At 71.5% G+C, this 14,458-nt stretch carries 13 protein-coding genes; 6 read left to right on the top strand and 7 right to left on the bottom strand.

The genetic code is table 11. The features are described from left to right. Positions 1-7 precede the first annotated feature (7 nt). Positions 8-247, top strand: coding sequence for a DUF3311 domain-containing protein (locus SLV14N_RS25580; RefSeq protein ID WP_208683944.1), 240 nt, complete (start codon positions 8-10; stop codon positions 245-247). Next, on the top strand, positions 244-1,821 hold the full coding sequence (locus tag SLV14N_RS25585; protein ID WP_263271219.1) for a sodium:solute symporter: 1,578 nt from the start codon (positions 244-246) through the stop codon (positions 1,819-1,821). Before SLV14N_RS25580 ends, SLV14N_RS25585 begins: the two co-directional genes overlap by 4 nt. Here SLV14N_RS25585 and SLV14N_RS25590 read toward each other — a convergent pair. The 3 genes from SLV14N_RS25590 to SLV14N_RS25600 form a co-directional block, all read right to left on the bottom strand. Continuing rightward, positions 1,799-2,761: an SCO0930 family lipoprotein gene (locus tag SLV14N_RS25590; protein WP_208683948.1), complete on the bottom strand. Its 963-nt coding sequence runs from the start codon at positions 2,759-2,761 to the stop codon at positions 1,799-1,801. The genes SLV14N_RS25585 and SLV14N_RS25590 overlap by 23 nt on opposite strands. Positions 2,762-2,958: 197 nt before the next feature. Next, a complete protein-coding gene (locus SLV14N_RS25595; RefSeq protein ID WP_208683951.1) occupies positions 2,959-4,503 on the bottom strand; it encodes an NADH-quinone oxidoreductase subunit NuoF family protein in 1,545 nt (514 codons plus the stop codon). Further along, the gene (locus tag SLV14N_RS25600) at positions 4,500-5,111 is read right to left on the bottom strand and encodes a hypothetical protein (protein ID WP_208683953.1); all 612 of its coding nucleotides are present in this window, start codon (positions 5,109-5,111) and stop codon (positions 4,500-4,502) included. Before SLV14N_RS25600 ends, SLV14N_RS25595 begins: the two co-directional genes overlap by 4 nt. Before the next feature lie 698 nt (positions 5,112-5,809). Here SLV14N_RS25600 and SLV14N_RS25605 point away from each other — a divergent pair. Beyond that, a complete protein-coding gene (locus SLV14N_RS25605) occupies positions 5,810-6,631 on the top strand; it encodes a CdaR family transcriptional regulator (protein ID WP_229838178.1) in 822 nt (273 codons plus the stop codon). A 279-nt stretch (positions 6,632-6,910) separates the two neighbouring features. Here SLV14N_RS25605 and SLV14N_RS25610 read toward each other — a convergent pair whose 3' ends face one another. The 3 genes from SLV14N_RS25610 to SLV14N_RS25620 all read right to left on the bottom strand — a co-directional run bounded on the left by SLV14N_RS25610 (position 6,911) and on the right by SLV14N_RS25620 (position 11,373). Next, a complete protein-coding gene (locus SLV14N_RS25610; protein ID WP_208688091.1) occupies positions 6,911-8,395 on the bottom strand; it encodes a DUF1996 domain-containing protein in 1,485 nt (494 codons plus the stop codon). A 216-nt stretch (positions 8,396-8,611) separates the two neighbouring features. Further along, on the bottom strand, positions 8,612-9,259 hold the full coding sequence (locus SLV14N_RS25615; RefSeq protein ID WP_208683955.1) for a DUF4142 domain-containing protein: 648 nt from the start codon (positions 9,257-9,259) through the stop codon (positions 8,612-8,614). Between the two features lie 212 nt (positions 9,260-9,471). Continuing rightward, positions 9,472-11,373, bottom strand: coding sequence for a long-chain fatty acid--CoA ligase (locus tag SLV14N_RS25620; protein WP_263271225.1), 1,902 nt, complete (start codon positions 11,371-11,373; stop codon positions 9,472-9,474). 165 nt (positions 11,374-11,538) lie between these two features. On the opposite strand from SLV14N_RS25620, the gene SLV14N_RS25625 reads away from it, so the two are divergent. The 3 genes from SLV14N_RS25625 to SLV14N_RS25635 all read left to right on the top strand — a co-directional run bounded on the left by SLV14N_RS25625 (position 11,539) and on the right by SLV14N_RS25635 (position 14,101). Continuing rightward, positions 11,539-11,874 (top strand): DUF6412 domain-containing protein, encoded by a 336-nt coding sequence (locus SLV14N_RS25625; protein WP_208683959.1) that lies wholly within the window; start codon positions 11,539-11,541, stop codon positions 11,872-11,874. A gap of 98 nt (positions 11,875-11,972) precedes the next feature. Further along, positions 11,973-13,109 carry a YidC/Oxa1 family membrane protein insertase gene (locus tag SLV14N_RS38840; RefSeq protein ID WP_263271228.1) on the top strand — a complete coding sequence of 379 codons (1,137 nt, stop codon included), beginning with the start codon at positions 11,973-11,975 and terminating at the stop codon, positions 13,107-13,109. A gap of 137 nt (positions 13,110-13,246) precedes the next feature. Next, positions 13,247-14,101, top strand: coding sequence for a fumarylacetoacetate hydrolase family protein (locus SLV14N_RS25635; RefSeq protein WP_263271229.1), 855 nt, complete (start codon positions 13,247-13,249; stop codon positions 14,099-14,101). On the opposite strand, the gene SLV14N_RS25640 is transcribed toward SLV14N_RS25635, so the two are convergent. Continuing rightward, on the bottom strand, positions 14,088-14,348 hold the full coding sequence (locus tag SLV14N_RS25640; protein ID WP_317633720.1) for a hypothetical protein: 261 nt from the start codon (positions 14,346-14,348) through the stop codon (positions 14,088-14,090). The genes SLV14N_RS25635 and SLV14N_RS25640 overlap by 14 nt on opposite strands. Between the last annotated feature and the right edge of the window lie 110 nt (positions 14,349-14,458).

The following is a 14,458-nucleotide window of genomic DNA, read 5'->3' on the forward strand; positions in this document are numbered from 1 at the left end:
TCGGCTCGTGCGAAAGCGAAACCAGACCTCCGGCGGCCCGCCCCCGGGTTCGAGAAGGCGTCCCGCGCTGCTGTGGCTGCTGCTGCCGTATGTGCTGTTCCTGGTGGTGCTGCCGCTGGTGAACCGGGTCACCCCGACCGTGCTCGGTCTGCCGTTCCTGTTCTTCTGGATGCTGCTGGCGACACTGGCCACCCCGCTCGCGGTGTGGCTGGCCCGGCGCGGTGACCGTGCCCGGGGGCGGATATGAACGCCGCGGTCTCGACCGGCATCTTCGGCGGCTTCATGGTCCTCACCGTCGTCCTCGGCCTGCTCGCGGTGCGGGGAAAGGGGGAGGGAGGAGGGCTCACCGGGTGGTCGGTGGGCGGCCGGAGCATGGGCACGGTCTTCATCTGGGTGCTGATGGCCGGCGAGAGCTATACGAGCTTCAGCTACCTCGGTGCGGCCGGCTGGGGCTACAACTTCGGTGCCCCGGTGCTCTATGTGCTGGCCTACATGTCCTGCGGCTATGCGCTGGGGTACGTCGTCGGGCCGATGCTGTGGGCCTACGCCCGCCGGCACGGCCTGGTCGGGATCACCGACATGATCGCGCACCGCTACCGCGCGCCCTGGCTCGGGGCCGCCGTCGCCCTCCTCGCCACGGTCTGTCTGCTGCCGTACATCCAGCTGCAGATCACCGGCATGGGCGTGGTCGTCTCCACCATCTCCTACGGCGCCATCAGCATCAACTGGGCCTATTTCCTCGGCTTCGCCGTCACCACCGGCTTCGTGGTGATCAGCGGGCTGCGCGGCAGCGCCTGGGTCTCGGTGCTCAAGGACCTCCTCGTCATCGGCACCCTCGGCTTCCTCGCCATCTATGTGCCGCTGCACTACTTCGACGGCTACGGGCCCTTCCTGGACCGGATCGTCGCCGAGAAGCCGCAGTGGCTGACCTTCCCCGGGCACGCCTCGGGCGGACTGGGCCAGGTCTGGTTCATCACCACCACCCTCGTCAACTCCCTGACCGTGGTGATCTTCCCGACGACCGTGGCCGGCTATCTCGGTGCCCGCAACGCCGAGGCGCTGCGCAGCAACGCCCTCTACCTCCCCTTCTACAACGTGCTGCTGTTCGTGCCGATGCTGCTGGGTATGGCGGCGCTGTTCGTGGTGCCCGGCCTGGCCGGCGCGGACTCCAACCTCGCGCTGTTCACGATGGTGGTGGACTCCCTTCCGGCCTGGGCCGTGGGGCTTGTCGGGGTGGCCGCCGCCCTCTCCTCCATCGTGCCGATGGCCGTGTTCATGCTGGTCATCGGCACGATGTGGGGGAGGAGCGTGCTGGGCGCGATCCCTCGTCTCAACAAGGGGGCGGCCGGGGCGGCTTCCGGGGACGGCGGGGGAGGGGCGACGGGCGCGCGTCAGAAGCTGTGGTCGCAGCTGGTCGTGGTGGCGGCCGGGGCGCTGGCACTGCTGCTGACCTACACCGCCCCCGACACCCTCGTCCGGCTGTCCCTGATTTCGTACGAGGGCATGGCGCAGCTCGTGCCGATGCTGCTGCTGGGGCTGGTGTGGCGGCGGCTGACACTGCACGCCGCGGTGAGCGGCCTGGTGGCGGGCTTCACGCTGGTGTGTGTCCTGGTGTTCGGGGGACACGACCCGGTGTGGGGGATGAACGCGGGGATCGTCGGGCTCGCCGTGAATGTGGCGGTGGCGCTGGTGGTCACCTGGCTGGGGCCGCGCGCCACGGACGAGAGGCCGGACGCCGAGGTGCTGGCGCTGGACGACGAGTTCCCGCGGGACGGTGTGCCGTCGCAGGACGGGCGGGTCAGCCCTCGGGCGTCGTCGTGATCTTCTTGCCCTCCTTGGAGACCGCGAACCACAGGCCCATCTTGCCCTGGCCGTTGATGTCACCGGGCTGCTCGTCACCGGTGAACCAGTAGACCGGCCAGCAGTCGACGGCCAGCTGGCGGGTGCCGTCGGGGCGGGTGACGGTGGAGATGAGCTTGGGGGCGATGCCCTTGAGCTTGGAGCGGTCGGCGGGCTTGGCGGGCTTCCAGGTGTCCAGGCAGGCGTCGTTGCAGCCGAACTTCATCGGCCAGGCGCTGTCCTTGTTGAAGCGGTAGAGGGTGCGGCCCTTGCCGTCGACGAGGATGCCGCCGAGGTCGGGGTGGTTGAACACCGAGACGTCGCTGGGCTCCTGGGCGCCGGCCTTCTTGCCGTCGGGGGCGAGCGCGTTCCAGGTGCCGCCGACGCCCTGGCCCTTGGTGTCACCGGCCTTGGTGTCCTTGATGTAGCGGTAGGCGGGCCAGCCGGCGATGGTGAGCTGCTTGACGCCGTCGGCGCGGGTGACCGAGCCCAGCTTGCTCTCGTCGATGCCGGCCGGGGCGGTGGCGCCGTCGGCGGGGACCGGCGGCCAGGTGGTGGCGCAGGACCCGTTGCAGTTGGACTTGGCGGGGTCCGGGGTGTCCTTGTCGAAGCGGTAGAGGGTCATGCCCTTGGAGTCGGCGACGACCGTGCCGAGCTTGGCGTCCTGGTGGAGTGCCAGCTTCCCGGCGCTGGGCGCGGCCTTCGGGGCCTTGCCGCTGCCGTTGGCGCCGCCCGCCTGGCCGTAGCCGTCCGCGCCGATGCCGCCGGAGGAGCCGTAGTCGCTGGTGCCCTGGCCGGCGGGCTGGACGTTGTCGGTGGTGGTGGTGCCGGCGCTCTGGGTGCCGTTGCTGCCGCAGGCGGTGGTCAGCGCCAGGGTGGCGACCGCCGCGGCCGCGAATGCCGCACGACGTCGATTGATCATGATGTCTCCTCTGCCGGTGGGTGGTTCCGTCGCTTGCTGAGGTGGTGACTGTGTTGCTCGTCCGGCCGCCCGTTCAGTTCCCGTCCGGGCGACGGCGGCGGCGGGGTGCCGTCGCCCGGGGAATACGCGCTACGGGGGGCCGGGCGTTCAACGGCGCCGAAGAATTTTCCCCGGGCGCAAAAGGCCTGTGCGGCACGTCAGTTGCCGCCCTGCACCCGCATGGCCAGCGCCGGGCAGCGGCGCACCGCGAGCTGGGCGCGGCGCCGCATCCGGGCCGGCAGCGGCATGCTGGCGGACTGCGGATAGCCGTCCGCGCCGAGCTTCACGACGCCGGGCACGACATCGGCGCACAGGCCGTGGCCGCGGCACAGCGTCCAGTCGACCAGCAGCCGTTCCTGCGGCGGCGCGGACACCCGCGCCGGGGCGGGGGCGGGGGCGGTGACCGCCAGCGGCGGGTTCCCCGTGACCGGCAGGGCACCGGTCACCGGGCGGCCGCATCCGAAGCCCTTCGCATGCCGTTCGAACTCCTCGGGGAAGGACCGCAGGGCCGAGGCGACGAAGCGTGAGGTGCCGTCCGGGTGGCTGCAGGCGCCGCGCTTCTCCACGGCCCGCATCCGGGTCTGCACGGCTTCCAGGGCGCTCTCCCCGCCGCCCCGTACGGCGCGGTCGAGCTGGTCGGCGAGCGCGGGCAGGCCCAGCACACAGGGGCCGCACTGGCCGGCCGACTCGGCGGCCATCCACTGGGCGACGCGTACCGTCTCGCCCGCGGGACAGGTGTCGTACGGGATCGGCAGCACCGCCCCGGCGCCGAGCACCGCGTTGTACTCGGCCAGCGACTCCTTCGACAGGTTCGCGGTCAGCGCGTCCGCGGGGGACACAAAGGTGCCGTGGTAGCCGCCGATCAGCACGCCCTGCCCCTGGTCCATGCCGCACAGCGCCAGGACCCGGGCCAGCGAGACGCCGTAGGGGACCTCCACCACCCGGCTGCCGGCGACCGTCAGCAGCAGCGTGCCGGGCTCGGTGGGCAGGCCCGCGGTGCGGTAGCCGAGCGCGCCGAGGCGGGCCGCCACGGCGAGCTGGGCGTAGGTCTCGGTGTTCGACAGCAGGGTCGGCACACCGTGGAGTCCGCGCTCGCTGGAGCGGATCTTGCGGCCCGAGGGCAGTCCGGGCCCGCCGCCCAGTCCGTTCGTCATGGCGGATCCCTCGCCGGTGACGAAGCGTTCGGTGAGCAGGGTGACCCGTAAAGCCGGCCGGACCGGGCCACGTTCGTCGATGGCGCGCTGCACGGAGGTCAGGACGTCCGTGCGGGTCACCCCGAGGGCGACCTCCTGCGCGCCGAGCGCGTCGGCGGCCAGCAGCGCGCCGTCGAGCACCAGATGCGGGGCGTGCAGCAGCATCGCGGTGTCCTTGAGGCAACTGGGCTCACCCTCGCTGCCGTTGACGACCACCGCGCCCTTGCCGTCCGCGCGCTTCATCCCGTCGATGACGGCGGTCAGCTTGCGGGCGAAGGGGAAGCCCGCGCCGCCGCGGCCGCGCAGATCGATGTCCTCGGCCAGCGCCACCAGCTCCTGAGGGGTGAGCTGGGGGAGACTGCCGTGCCGGGACAGATGGGCCACCCGGTCCATGCGGGGTATCTCGTCGAGGCCGGCCAGCAGACGCGGCGGTCCGAAGGACGCCAGCGTCGGTACGGGCTCGGCCTCGGCGAAAACCGGCAGCAGTTGGGTGGGGGCGGGGGCGGTCATGGGAGTTCTCCTGTGTTCCTGCGTGCGTCGCGCAGCCGCAGGGCGAGTCGTACGGCCACCGCCGTGAGGCAGATGGCATATCCGGCGACGGCCCAGCCGGCCGCCGCACGGCCGGACTTGAGGCCGTGCACCAGGGCGAGGCCCCAGGCGAGGTAGGCGCACATGTGCAGTGCCCGCCACCAGCGGGCACCGGACAGGCCGGTGAAGGCGCCGCGCACCGCGCCGGTCACCGCGACGGCGATGAACGTGTAGGCGGCGAGGGTGCCGAGGCCGATGAGGACCGGCCGGGCGCCGTCGGTGAAGGGCACCGCGGCGGCCGTGGCGCCGGTGTGGCCCTCGGCGATCTTCACCCAGATGTGCAGGCCGAGGAAGCCGAGGCCGGCGACCGCGGTGCCGCGGTGCACGGCCTGGGCGAGCAGCCGGTGGCCGGAGTGCAGCACCATCCGGTCGGTGGCGGCCAGGCCCCACAGCACGGTGACCGACAGCGAGACCAGCGCGAGGACCCCGGCGCCGAAGTCCAGGAAGCGCATGAGGGTTTCCGCCGCACCCGAGTGCAGGGTGACGGCGATGAAGAGCAGCAGGGCCGCGGGAAGCGCCGGGCGGAGCACGGCAGTTCCGGCGAAGCCGCCGCCGGGAGCCCGCCGGTCCGGCGGGCCGGGTTCGTTGGGAGGGCGCCGGGGGCGGGGTGGAGTGGGCGAGGGCCGGGCACGGTGTGCGGCGCGGCGGCTCTGCAAACGCGGTGCGGACATCGGACCTCCCGGTGTCAGGGCACGGGTGCGGGATGCGAATTTCTATGAAATCTCCCGGGGGCGGTATTTGCCCGGGGCTTTTGTTCGGGTGACCCCCGGTAACACTAAACATTCTGTAACCGGGTGGATACGCAGGGCCGTAATCCGGATGTGCAAAAGCATCTCCGAACGTGTTCAGGCTTTCGTAAGGTTTATCGCGCTGTGACAAATTCCTGCACTGGCATCGCGGTCGCGCGGGGGGACTCCGGATGATGCCGACTCAGGCGCACGGGGGGGCGCCAATCCCCTGTACCAGCCGCATCCCCGCCAGGATCGAGGTAGCGATGTGTGATCTCCTGAACCGCATCTGGTCGCGTCCCCGCGGCGAGTGGAACCGGGTAGTGAGAAATGAACTCCCGGATCTCGCCGAGAAGTTGGTCGCGGAGTTGCAACGCGGATTTCCCGCATTGTCCGCACTTCTCGGGGATACTCCCGTAGAAGACGCACATTGGGCGCTTGAACAGGCCTTGCTGACAGTTCTGGGGTACCAAAAAGAGTCGGAAAGTAAACCTCCGGCGGTGCCCTCAGTTGTCACACCGATGCCGGTGGCCCGGGCCCGCCAGGACCTGTTCGACGTGCTCGCCGGCCAACGAGAGGTACCCGAGGAGGGGTTGCACGAACTGGCCCGCGCAGCGGGCTGGCCGGTGCCCGACACCCTCCAGGCCGTCGTTCTCGCCACCCCCGCCGAGGCACCCCAGCTCGCCGCGGCACTGGGCCATGCCCTCATCGGCAATGTCGAGGGCTACACCTGTCTGTTCGTCCCCGACCCGGCCACCCAGACCCGGGCCCGCCTGGAGGCGGCGCTCAAGGGCCGGCCGGCGGCGGTCGGGCACGTGGTGCCGGCCACCGACACCGCGTCCTCGCTGCGTTGGGCGCGGTATCTGCTCACGCTGGCCCCGAGCCGGGTCGGCCCGGAGTCGCGGCCCGCGTTCGTCGACGACCATCTCTCGGCGCTGCTGCTGCTCCAGGACGAGTCGCTGGCGGACGCCCTGACCTCCCGCTGGCTCGGCCCGCTGGAGGAGCTGACGCCCCGGCAGAGCGAACGGCTCGAAGTCACGCTGCTGGCGTGGCTGGAAGGAGGAGGTGCCCCCGAGGCGGCCAAACTCTTGCATGTGCACCCGCAGACGGTCCGGTACCGCTTGCGCCAGATCGAGAAGCTCTTCGGTCCGGTGCTGCGTGACCCGCGTACCCGCTTCGAGCTGGAGATGGCGCTGCGCAGCCGGCGTCTGATGGCACACGTCCGCAGCTACCGCGCGCGGGCCGGCCGCCGCGCCCGTGCCGTCGCGTCCTCCATACGTCCCCTTGGCATGGCCCGTGAGGCCCGCGTCAACGGTCTTTGAAGTGCCGACGGATGAACCACCGCGCCCCTTGAGCTGACGGCCGGCCGGTCCGACGGCGTACCGCCGGCACCACGACAGCCCCTCGGCGCAGAACAGTGGCCCCGCCCCGGGAATCCGGGTCGGGGCCACTGCGTTGTCGGGTCCAGGGGGCCCACAGGCCCCTTAGGGGACGTATCCCCTAAGGGGCCTGCGGTCAAGTGCCCTGCGGTCAAGTGGCCTGCGGTCAAGTGCCCTGCGGTAAGGGCCCTGCGGCCCGTAGGCCTCAGGGCCACTGGTCCGTCAGTTGCATTCCTGGCCGTTGTTGATGCAGTCGACCGCCTCGCGCATCAGGTTCTCCGGCATCACGTTGATGAAGTCACCGTGGTCGGTCACCGGTTTGTGCAGCTGTTCGGGGAAGCTGTCCACCGCGAAGCTGTTGCCCTGCGGGACGTCGTAGGTGATCCGCTGGACGAGCTGCGGGACCGCCTGGAAGCCCTGCGGGCAGTTGCCGTTCTGGTCGGAGAACGCCATGTGGTCGCGGTGGTTGCCGCTGTCGATGTCCTGGCCGTTCCAGCAGTTCTGGAACGCGAAGGTCCGTACGACCTGCGAGCCCTGCGGGCACAGCGGGTACTTGTCCTTCAGCTGCCGGTCCTCGAAGCCGGTGCAGCTCCAGGAGGCGTTGGCGTTCTTCGTGCCGTTGGTGAACGCCTTGGCGTCGCCGGTGATGATCTTCAGGAAGCGCGGCATCTCCCGCACCTCGCCCGACTGGCTGCCCCGGAAGGTCAGGGTGACCGTCGCCGGGGTCAGCGTCGTGCCGATGTTGGCGTCCTGCGCGGCGCCCGGCTTCTGCTCCGCGTTGCCGTCCAGCTTGCGCAGCACCGGCCAGTAGTGGGTGGACTGGTCGCCGTTGTTGCAGGTGGTGTCGGAGGCGGCGAGCTTGTTGTCGTCGGAGAAGGCGTCGGTGGCCTTGTTGCCGACGTAGTCGTGGGTGTGGTGGGCGCCGTTGCTGACGCCCGGCGTCACGATGACGTTGTCGGAGTTGAAGTGGCCGTCCTCATTGCGGCCGCACTCGGTGGTGAAGGTGCCGGTCGAGGCGTTGTCTCCCTGGGGGGCGGCGAACGGCGGGGCGTCCGCGTTCGGCTGGACGTTGTTGATGTCGACGAAGTCGTCGGGGGAGGGGCCGCCGGCCTGGCCCTGCTGCTGCCCGCCGTTCTGGTCCTGGCCCGGGTCCTGGCCCTGCACCTGACCGGCGTCCTGGCCCTGTACCTGACCGGGGTCCTGGCCCTCGGTCGCTCCCTGGGTCTGGTTCTGCGTCTGACCCTGGTACCACCCGTCCTGCACGGACTTCGTGGAGTCGTTGCCGCCCTCGCCCGCGCCCTCGTTGACGGGCTTCATGGTGCAGCCGCTCATCTTGAGCAGGTAGCTGGGCCGTTTGGCGTCCTTGGCGATCGCGGAGACCATCATCTTGATGGTCGTCTGCCGCTTCGTCTTCAGCCCGTTGAGGACGCTGTCGCCGCTGCCCCCGCTGCCGCCCGTCATCTTGTGGTAGGCGTCGTGCACCTGCTTGTCGAGCGCCGACAGCCCCTTGGAGACCGGGAGCTTGGCGCTGCGGGGTACCTGGCGCAGCCGTTCGCCCACATCGGGGCAGGAGAGCGTGAAGGCGCTCGCGGTGTGCTGGGAGTGGCCGGCCGCCGCGTCCGGAGTGTTGTTGCCGGCCAGTGCCGTGGTGGCGTAGGCGGCCAGACCGCCGCCGCCCAGCAGCAGGGCGGTGGCGCCGATCAGCATTCTGTTCGTCAAACGCGAGCGTTTATGGGCTTGTTGCCGTTGCCTCATGAGATCACTTCGCTTCGTCCGATGTGAGGGGTGTCGGTTGGGTGCGGGTGTCGTTTCTTCCGGTTCGCGGGTGGTGGAGGGCGGGGTGCGTCCCCCGCCGTGGGCGAGGGGGTCCGCCGTCGTCCCGGCCGGCGACCGCGCCGCCGTGGCATGCCAGGGCTCCGTTACCTAGCTGCTGTGCAGGGTGTTGAAGTCGACGCCGCCGGTCTTCTCCAGCACCGTGATGTGCTGCAGGACGACGTCATTGGCCCGGTTCGCCAGGGCGCGCACCATGGAGTTCTTGGTCTGATCGCGGACCATGGCGATCAGGCCGAAGACCTTGCCGTGGGCCCGTCGCAGCAGCTCCGCGAACGTCGGGACGAAGTCGTCGCCCTGGGCGGCGTTCATCTGTGCCAGCCAGCCCTGCTGATCGGCGTTGGGCTGGTTGGGCAGCGAGATGCCCAGTGCCCGCCCGGCCTCGATCGACCGCCGGTCCAGTTCGGTGTGCCCGGCGACGAGGGTGGCGCCGGCGGTACGGACCGCCGCGGTCTGCCCGCGTTCCTGCGCCTGGCGGCCCGCGGGCAGTTCCCACAGGCCGGCCAGTCTGACCTTCCGTACGAAGTCCCGGTCCATGGCGGTCAGCGGACCGTAGCGGGTGCTCACCGTGCCGCCGCCGTCATCGTCGTAGGTCACGGTGTTCGTGGCCGCCGACGCGGTCTCACCGAAGAGCTGGACGGGCAGCAGCAGTGCCGCGAGCGTGGCCACGAGCGCGGCGACCACCAGTCCGGTGGCGATGGTCCGCCCGGATGTTGCGGAATTGCTGAGGATGGACCGCACACGGCCTCCCGGATCGTCCGTACTGGAATGCCACCGGACGCTAAGTGCCCTGACGGGCCTGCGGTCGTGGGTCCTCACCCCTGGACAAATAAAGGCCGGGCCCGCCGCGGCACTGCTACGGTGCCGCGGGCGGGCCCGGCCGGATACGGGTGACGTGCGCCGGCTGCCGTATGCCCGGCCGAGCCCGTCCAGAGGTGGTCTGTCCTGCGCCCTCAGCGCGCGTACAGGCCCGCCGCCGCCCATCTGCGCCGGTCCTGCCGGGTTTCGGGCTCCTCACGCTGTCCCTGGGCGTACAGGGCCTCGATCTCGGCCGCGTACCGCCGTACGATCGCCGCCCGCCGCAGCTTCAGCGACGGCGTCACCAGCCCGGACTCCTGGCTGAACTCGCCCGGCAGCACCCGGAACGCGCGGATCGACTCGGCCCGGGACACCGAGGCGTTCGCCCGCGCGACCGCCCGCCGTACCTCCGCCTGCAGCTGCTCCTCCGGCGTCGGTGCGCCGGAGTCCGTGCCGGGCGCCTCCCGCAGCTTGTGCCAGTGGTCCAGGGCCTCCGGGTCCAGCGTGATCAGCGCGGTCACATACGGCCGGTTGTCGCCGACCACTACACACTGCGAGATCAGCGGATGGGCGCACAGCCGCTGCTCCAGCCCCTGCGGGGCCACGCTCTTGCCGTTGCTGGTGATGATGATGTCCTTCTTGCGGCCGGTGATGACGAGGTAGCCGTCCTCGTCCAGATGCCCGAGGTCGCCGGTCGCCAGCCAGCCGTCGTACAGCCCGCTGCCCGGTGCGTCGTCGTCCTCGTCGAGATAGCCGGCGAACACCACCGCGCCGCGCACCCACACCTCGCCGTCCAGCGCCAGATGCACCGAGCTGCCCGGCAGCGGCAGGCCCACCGTCCCGAACCGCACCCGGCCGGGCGGCTGTACGGTGATGGCGCCGCTGGTCTCCGTCAGGCCGTAGCCGTCATAGACGGTGATACCGGCGCCGGCGAAGAGCAGCCCCAGCTCCCGGAAGAGCGGTGAGCCACCGGAGACCGCGGTCCGCACCCGGCCGCCGAGCAGCTCCCGGATGCGGGAGTACACCAGCCGGTCGTAGAGCGCGTGCCGGGCCCGCAGGAACGGGTCGGGGCCGCGCCCGGTGCCCTGCGCCTCCGCCGCGAGGGCCTCCGCGTAGCGCACCGCCACCGTCATCGCCGCGTCGAACGTCCGCCGCCGGCCCGCCTCTTCCGCGGCCTGCCGGGCGCGGGTGCAGATCTTCTCGAAGACGTGCGGCACCGCGAACAGGAACGTCGGACGGAACGAGGCGAGCGCCGGCAGCAGTTCGTCCGAGGTCACATCGGGCTGGTGGGCGAGCTTCACCCCGCCGCGCAGACACGCCACCTGCACCATCAGCCCGTAGATGTGCGCGAACGGCAGGAAGGCCAGCAGCGACGGGCGTTCGCCGGGCGCGGCCAGCAGCCCGCCCCAGCCCGCGTAGAGGGTGTCGCACCCCGCGGCGAGATTGGCGTGGGTGATCACACAGCCGCGCGGGCGTCCGGTGGTCCCCGAGGTGTACACGATCGCCGCGATGGTGTCCGGGGTGACCGCGTGCCGCAGCCGGTGCACATCGGCCTCGGTCAGCCGGGTGCCCTCCTCCGTCAGCCGCCGGACGCAGTCCAGGTCCAGCTGCCACAGCCGGCGCAGCCTGGCCCGTTCGTCGCAGGCCTCGGCCACGGTCATGGCCTGCGCCTCGTTCTCCACGACGATCGCGGTGACCTTCGCCCCGGCGAGGATGCAGCGCAGCTGCTCGGCCGAGGCGGTCGGATAGACCGGGACGAGCTGCCCGCCGATCGCCCACAGCGCATAACTGAACAAGGTCCACTCGTAGCGCGTACGGGACATCAGCGCGACCCGCATGCCGGGCCGTATCCCGTCCGCCAGCAGCCCCCTGGCCAGGGCCATGACCTCGTCGCGGAATTCCGCCGCCGACACCTCCCGCCAGCTGCCGGGTGTCCGGTCGTCGCGGCGGGCGAGCTGAGCGAAATCCGGCTGGTGGGCGGCGGTGTCGAAGACCGAGTCGGCCAGGCCGCCGGTCCGCAGCGGAGCCGCCAGGGCCGGAACGCTGATGTCGCGCACAGCACCTCCTAGGTGTTCCCCCTTGAATTCCCCCTGCTCCCTGCCGTCCCCGACGGCAGGGAGGGCGCAAGCTACCGGCCGGTCTCCCGGCTGCCCAGATGTGTGGCTACTCTTGAGCGGAAGACGACAAGTCTTGACGACCGGACAACCTGAGGAGGGCGCTGGATGTACCGCATCGCCGACGCTCCCCCGGACTCCGTCCGGGCGGTGCCCCCAGGCGTCCGTTGGACCTCAGCGCTGTTCTTCGTCCTGGCCGGATTCCTGCTCACGCAGACCGGTCTCACCACGGCCCTGACCGCCGCCGCGACCACCACCGCGCTGCTGCTCCTGTGCCGCGCCTTCCTGATCGCGGCCTGCGCCCGGCCCATGCCACCGGGCCGGATCCGTACGGCCATCCGCGACCGCGAGCGGCGTACGGCCTTTCTGCCACAACGTGATCCCGACGCGGCCGGCCGCCCGCGTCCCCGAGCGCCGGGCCGTCCCCTCCCGACGGCTGCGTAGGCGCATCGGTCCGGTCCCCGTACCGCTTTTCCGCGTCCGCGCGGCTCGTCACGCCGAATCCACATCCCGGCACGACGAGACCCGTGGAGGGCTCACCCATGTCCATGTTCGGCTTCCTCGGCGAGGCGCTGGCGCACGGCGCCCAGGCGATCGCCCCGCTCTTCGGCTCCGCGGCCATGGCCGCCGCCATCGTTCTGTTCACCCTGGGGGTCCGCGCCGCGCTGCACCCCCTCGCCCGTGCCGCGGCCCGCGGTGAGAAGGCTCGTACGGCGCTCGCCCCGCAGCTCGCCGAACTCCAGCGCAAGCACAAGGGCAACCCCGAGCGGCTGCAGAAGGCGATGGCCGACCTGTATGCCAAGACCGGCTCCTCGCCGCTCGCCGGCTGCCTGCCGACCCTGCTGCAACTGCCCGTCTTCTTCGTGATGTACCACCTGTTCTCGACCGGGAGCGGCGGCCTGCTGGACCACACGCTGCTGGGTGCGCCGCTCGACGGCCACTGGACCGAGGCGCTCGCCGACGGCGGGGTCCTCGGGCCGCAGGGGCTGGTCTACCTCGGGCTGTTCGCGCTGATCGCGGCCGTCGCCACCTGGAACTTCCGGCGCGCCCGGGCCACGATGGCCAAGGCCCCGCAGCCGGCCGCGGGCAACCCCGCAGTGCCCGGTATGGCCTCGATGGCCAAGGTGATGCCGCTGCTGTCCTTCGGCACGCTGATCACGGTGGCCGTGGTGCCGCTGGCCGCCGGCCTCTACATGGTCACGACGACGACCTGGACGGCGTGCGAGCGGGCACTGCTGCACCGGGACCGCGGGCGCGACGCGCAGGAGACGGGCATCGCGGGGGGCCCGGCGGCGAAGGGGAAGACTGCCTCGGCCAAGGGGAAGGCCGTGTCCGCCGGGGAGCAGGCGTCCCCGGCCGGGGCGCCAGCGGCCGCGGCGGCTGACGGGGCGTCGGGCGGAGCGTCGGGCGGGGCGTCCGGCGAGCGCATGCCGCGGCAGCGCCCGGCACAGCAGCGGGCGGGCCGGCGTACGCCGAAGAGCCGCGCGGCCCGGCAGCGGGCGGCCCGCGCCAGGGCCAACTCCCAGGCCGGCTCCCACACCAGGGCCAACTCTGAGGCCAACTCGCCTGCCAACTCCCACGGCAGGGCCGACTCCCGGAACGGCTCTCGCCCGGCCGGCGAGGCGGGTGCGCCGTCCGGCGGCGGGGCTTCCGAGGAGATCACCACTACCCCTCAGTAACGGTCCAGTCCGTGAACGGGGTCTTGCGGACTGGACCCCCTTCTTGGACGATCAGCCAAATCGCTCGATGGCCGTCCCCCATCGGCCGGCCGGGAAGACGCCTTCCCGGCCGACCTTCGACCACGGGAGTTGAACCGATGAAGCTGCTGCGTGTCGGAACGGTGGGGGCCGAACGCCCGGCGCTGCTCGACGGGACCGGGGCCCTGCGGGACCTGTCGGGCCTGGTGCCGGACATCGACGGAGCGCTCCTCGCCGACGAGGCGAAACTGGCGCAGCTCCGCGCCGCCGCCTCCGGTGAGCTGCCGCGGCTCGATCCGGCCGGGCTGCGCACCGGCCCGCCGGTGGCCCGGATCGGCAAGATCGTGTGCATCGGGCTGAACTACCACGACCACGCCCGGGAGACGGGCGCCGCGACCCCCGCGGAGCCGATCCTCTTCATGAAGGCCCCGGACACGGTCGTCGGCCCCGACGACACCGTGCTGGTCCCGCGGGACAGCGTGAAGACGGACTGGGAGGTGGAGCTGGCGGTCGTCATCGGCCGGACGGCCCGCTACCTGGAGACCGACGCACAGGCGCTGGCGGCGGTCGTCGGCTATGCCGTCGCGCATGACGTCTCCGAGCGCGCCTTCCAGATCGAGCGCGGCGGCCAGTGGGACAAGGGCAAGAACTGCGAGACGTTCAACCCGCTGGGCCCCTGGCTGGTGACCGCCGACGAGGTACCCGACCCGCAGAACCTCGGCCTGCGGCTGTGGGTCAACGGCGAGCTGAAGCAGGACGGCACCACCGCCGAGCAGATCTTCCCGGTGGCCGAAGTGGTCCGCTACGTAAGCCGGTTCATGACCCTCTACCCGGGCGACGTCATCAACACCGGCACCCCGGCCGGCGTCGCCATGGGCCACCCGGAGCCCAAGCCGTATCTGCGGTCCGGCGACGTCGTGGAGCTGGAGATCGACGGCCTGGGGCGGCAGCGGCAGGAACTCAAGGGCGCCTGAGGGGCGGGCGGTGGAGGGGCGGGGGCCCGTCGATGCCGGCTGTGCCGTGTTCGTCCGTGTCGGTCTCGTCGGGATCATCGGTGCCGTCACCGACCGGCGAGGGCAGGCGCCCGCCCCGGCTCTCCGCGATCCGCTTCACCTCACGCAGCGACTCGGTCAACTGAAGCGCCAGCAGGTGAATTTCACCGGAGGTCCAGGCGCGGTCGACGAGTAGGCGCGTCGCCTGATCGAGGAGTTCGGACGCCATGTCCAACTGGGCGGTCTCGGTGTCGTCGGCGATACGGGAGAGAAAGCCGGTGCCGTCCCCGACGAGATAGCACGGCTGCCGCCCGTCCCCGTCCAGGGGAGCAGCCGCGC

This window comes from Streptomyces sp. Je 1-4 4N24 (assembly GCF_026239515.1).
Taxonomy (GTDB): Bacteria; Actinomycetota; Actinomycetes; order Streptomycetales; family Streptomycetaceae; genus Streptomyces; species Streptomyces nigrescens.

Coding starts and splice junctions, on each gene's coding strand:
- SLV14N_RS25585 (WP_263271219.1), top strand. CDS start 244: ATGAACGCCGCGGTCTCGACCGGCATCTTCGGCGGCTTCATGGTCCTC.
- SLV14N_RS25590 (WP_208683948.1), bottom strand. CDS start 2,761: ATGATCAATCGACGTCGTGCGGCATTCGCGGCCGCGGCGGTCGCCACC.
- SLV14N_RS38840 (WP_263271228.1), top strand. CDS start 11,973: ATGTCCATGTTCGGCTTCCTCGGCGAGGCGCTGGCGCACGGCGCCCAG.
- SLV14N_RS25635 (WP_263271229.1), top strand. CDS start 13,247: ATGAAGCTGCTGCGTGTCGGAACGGTGGGGGCCGAACGCCCGGCGCTG.
- SLV14N_RS25625 (WP_208683959.1), top strand. CDS start 11,539: ATGTACCGCATCGCCGACGCTCCCCCGGACTCCGTCCGGGCGGTGCCC.
- SLV14N_RS25640 (WP_317633720.1), bottom strand. CDS start 14,348: ATGGCGTCCGAACTCCTCGATCAGGCGACGCGCCTACTCGTCGACCGC.
- SLV14N_RS25595 (WP_208683951.1), bottom strand. CDS start 4,503: ATGACCGCCCCCGCCCCCACCCAACTGCTGCCGGTTTTCGCCGAGGCC.
- SLV14N_RS25610 (WP_208688091.1), bottom strand. CDS start 8,395: ATGCTGATCGGCGCCACCGCCCTGCTGCTGGGCGGCGGCGGTCTGGCC.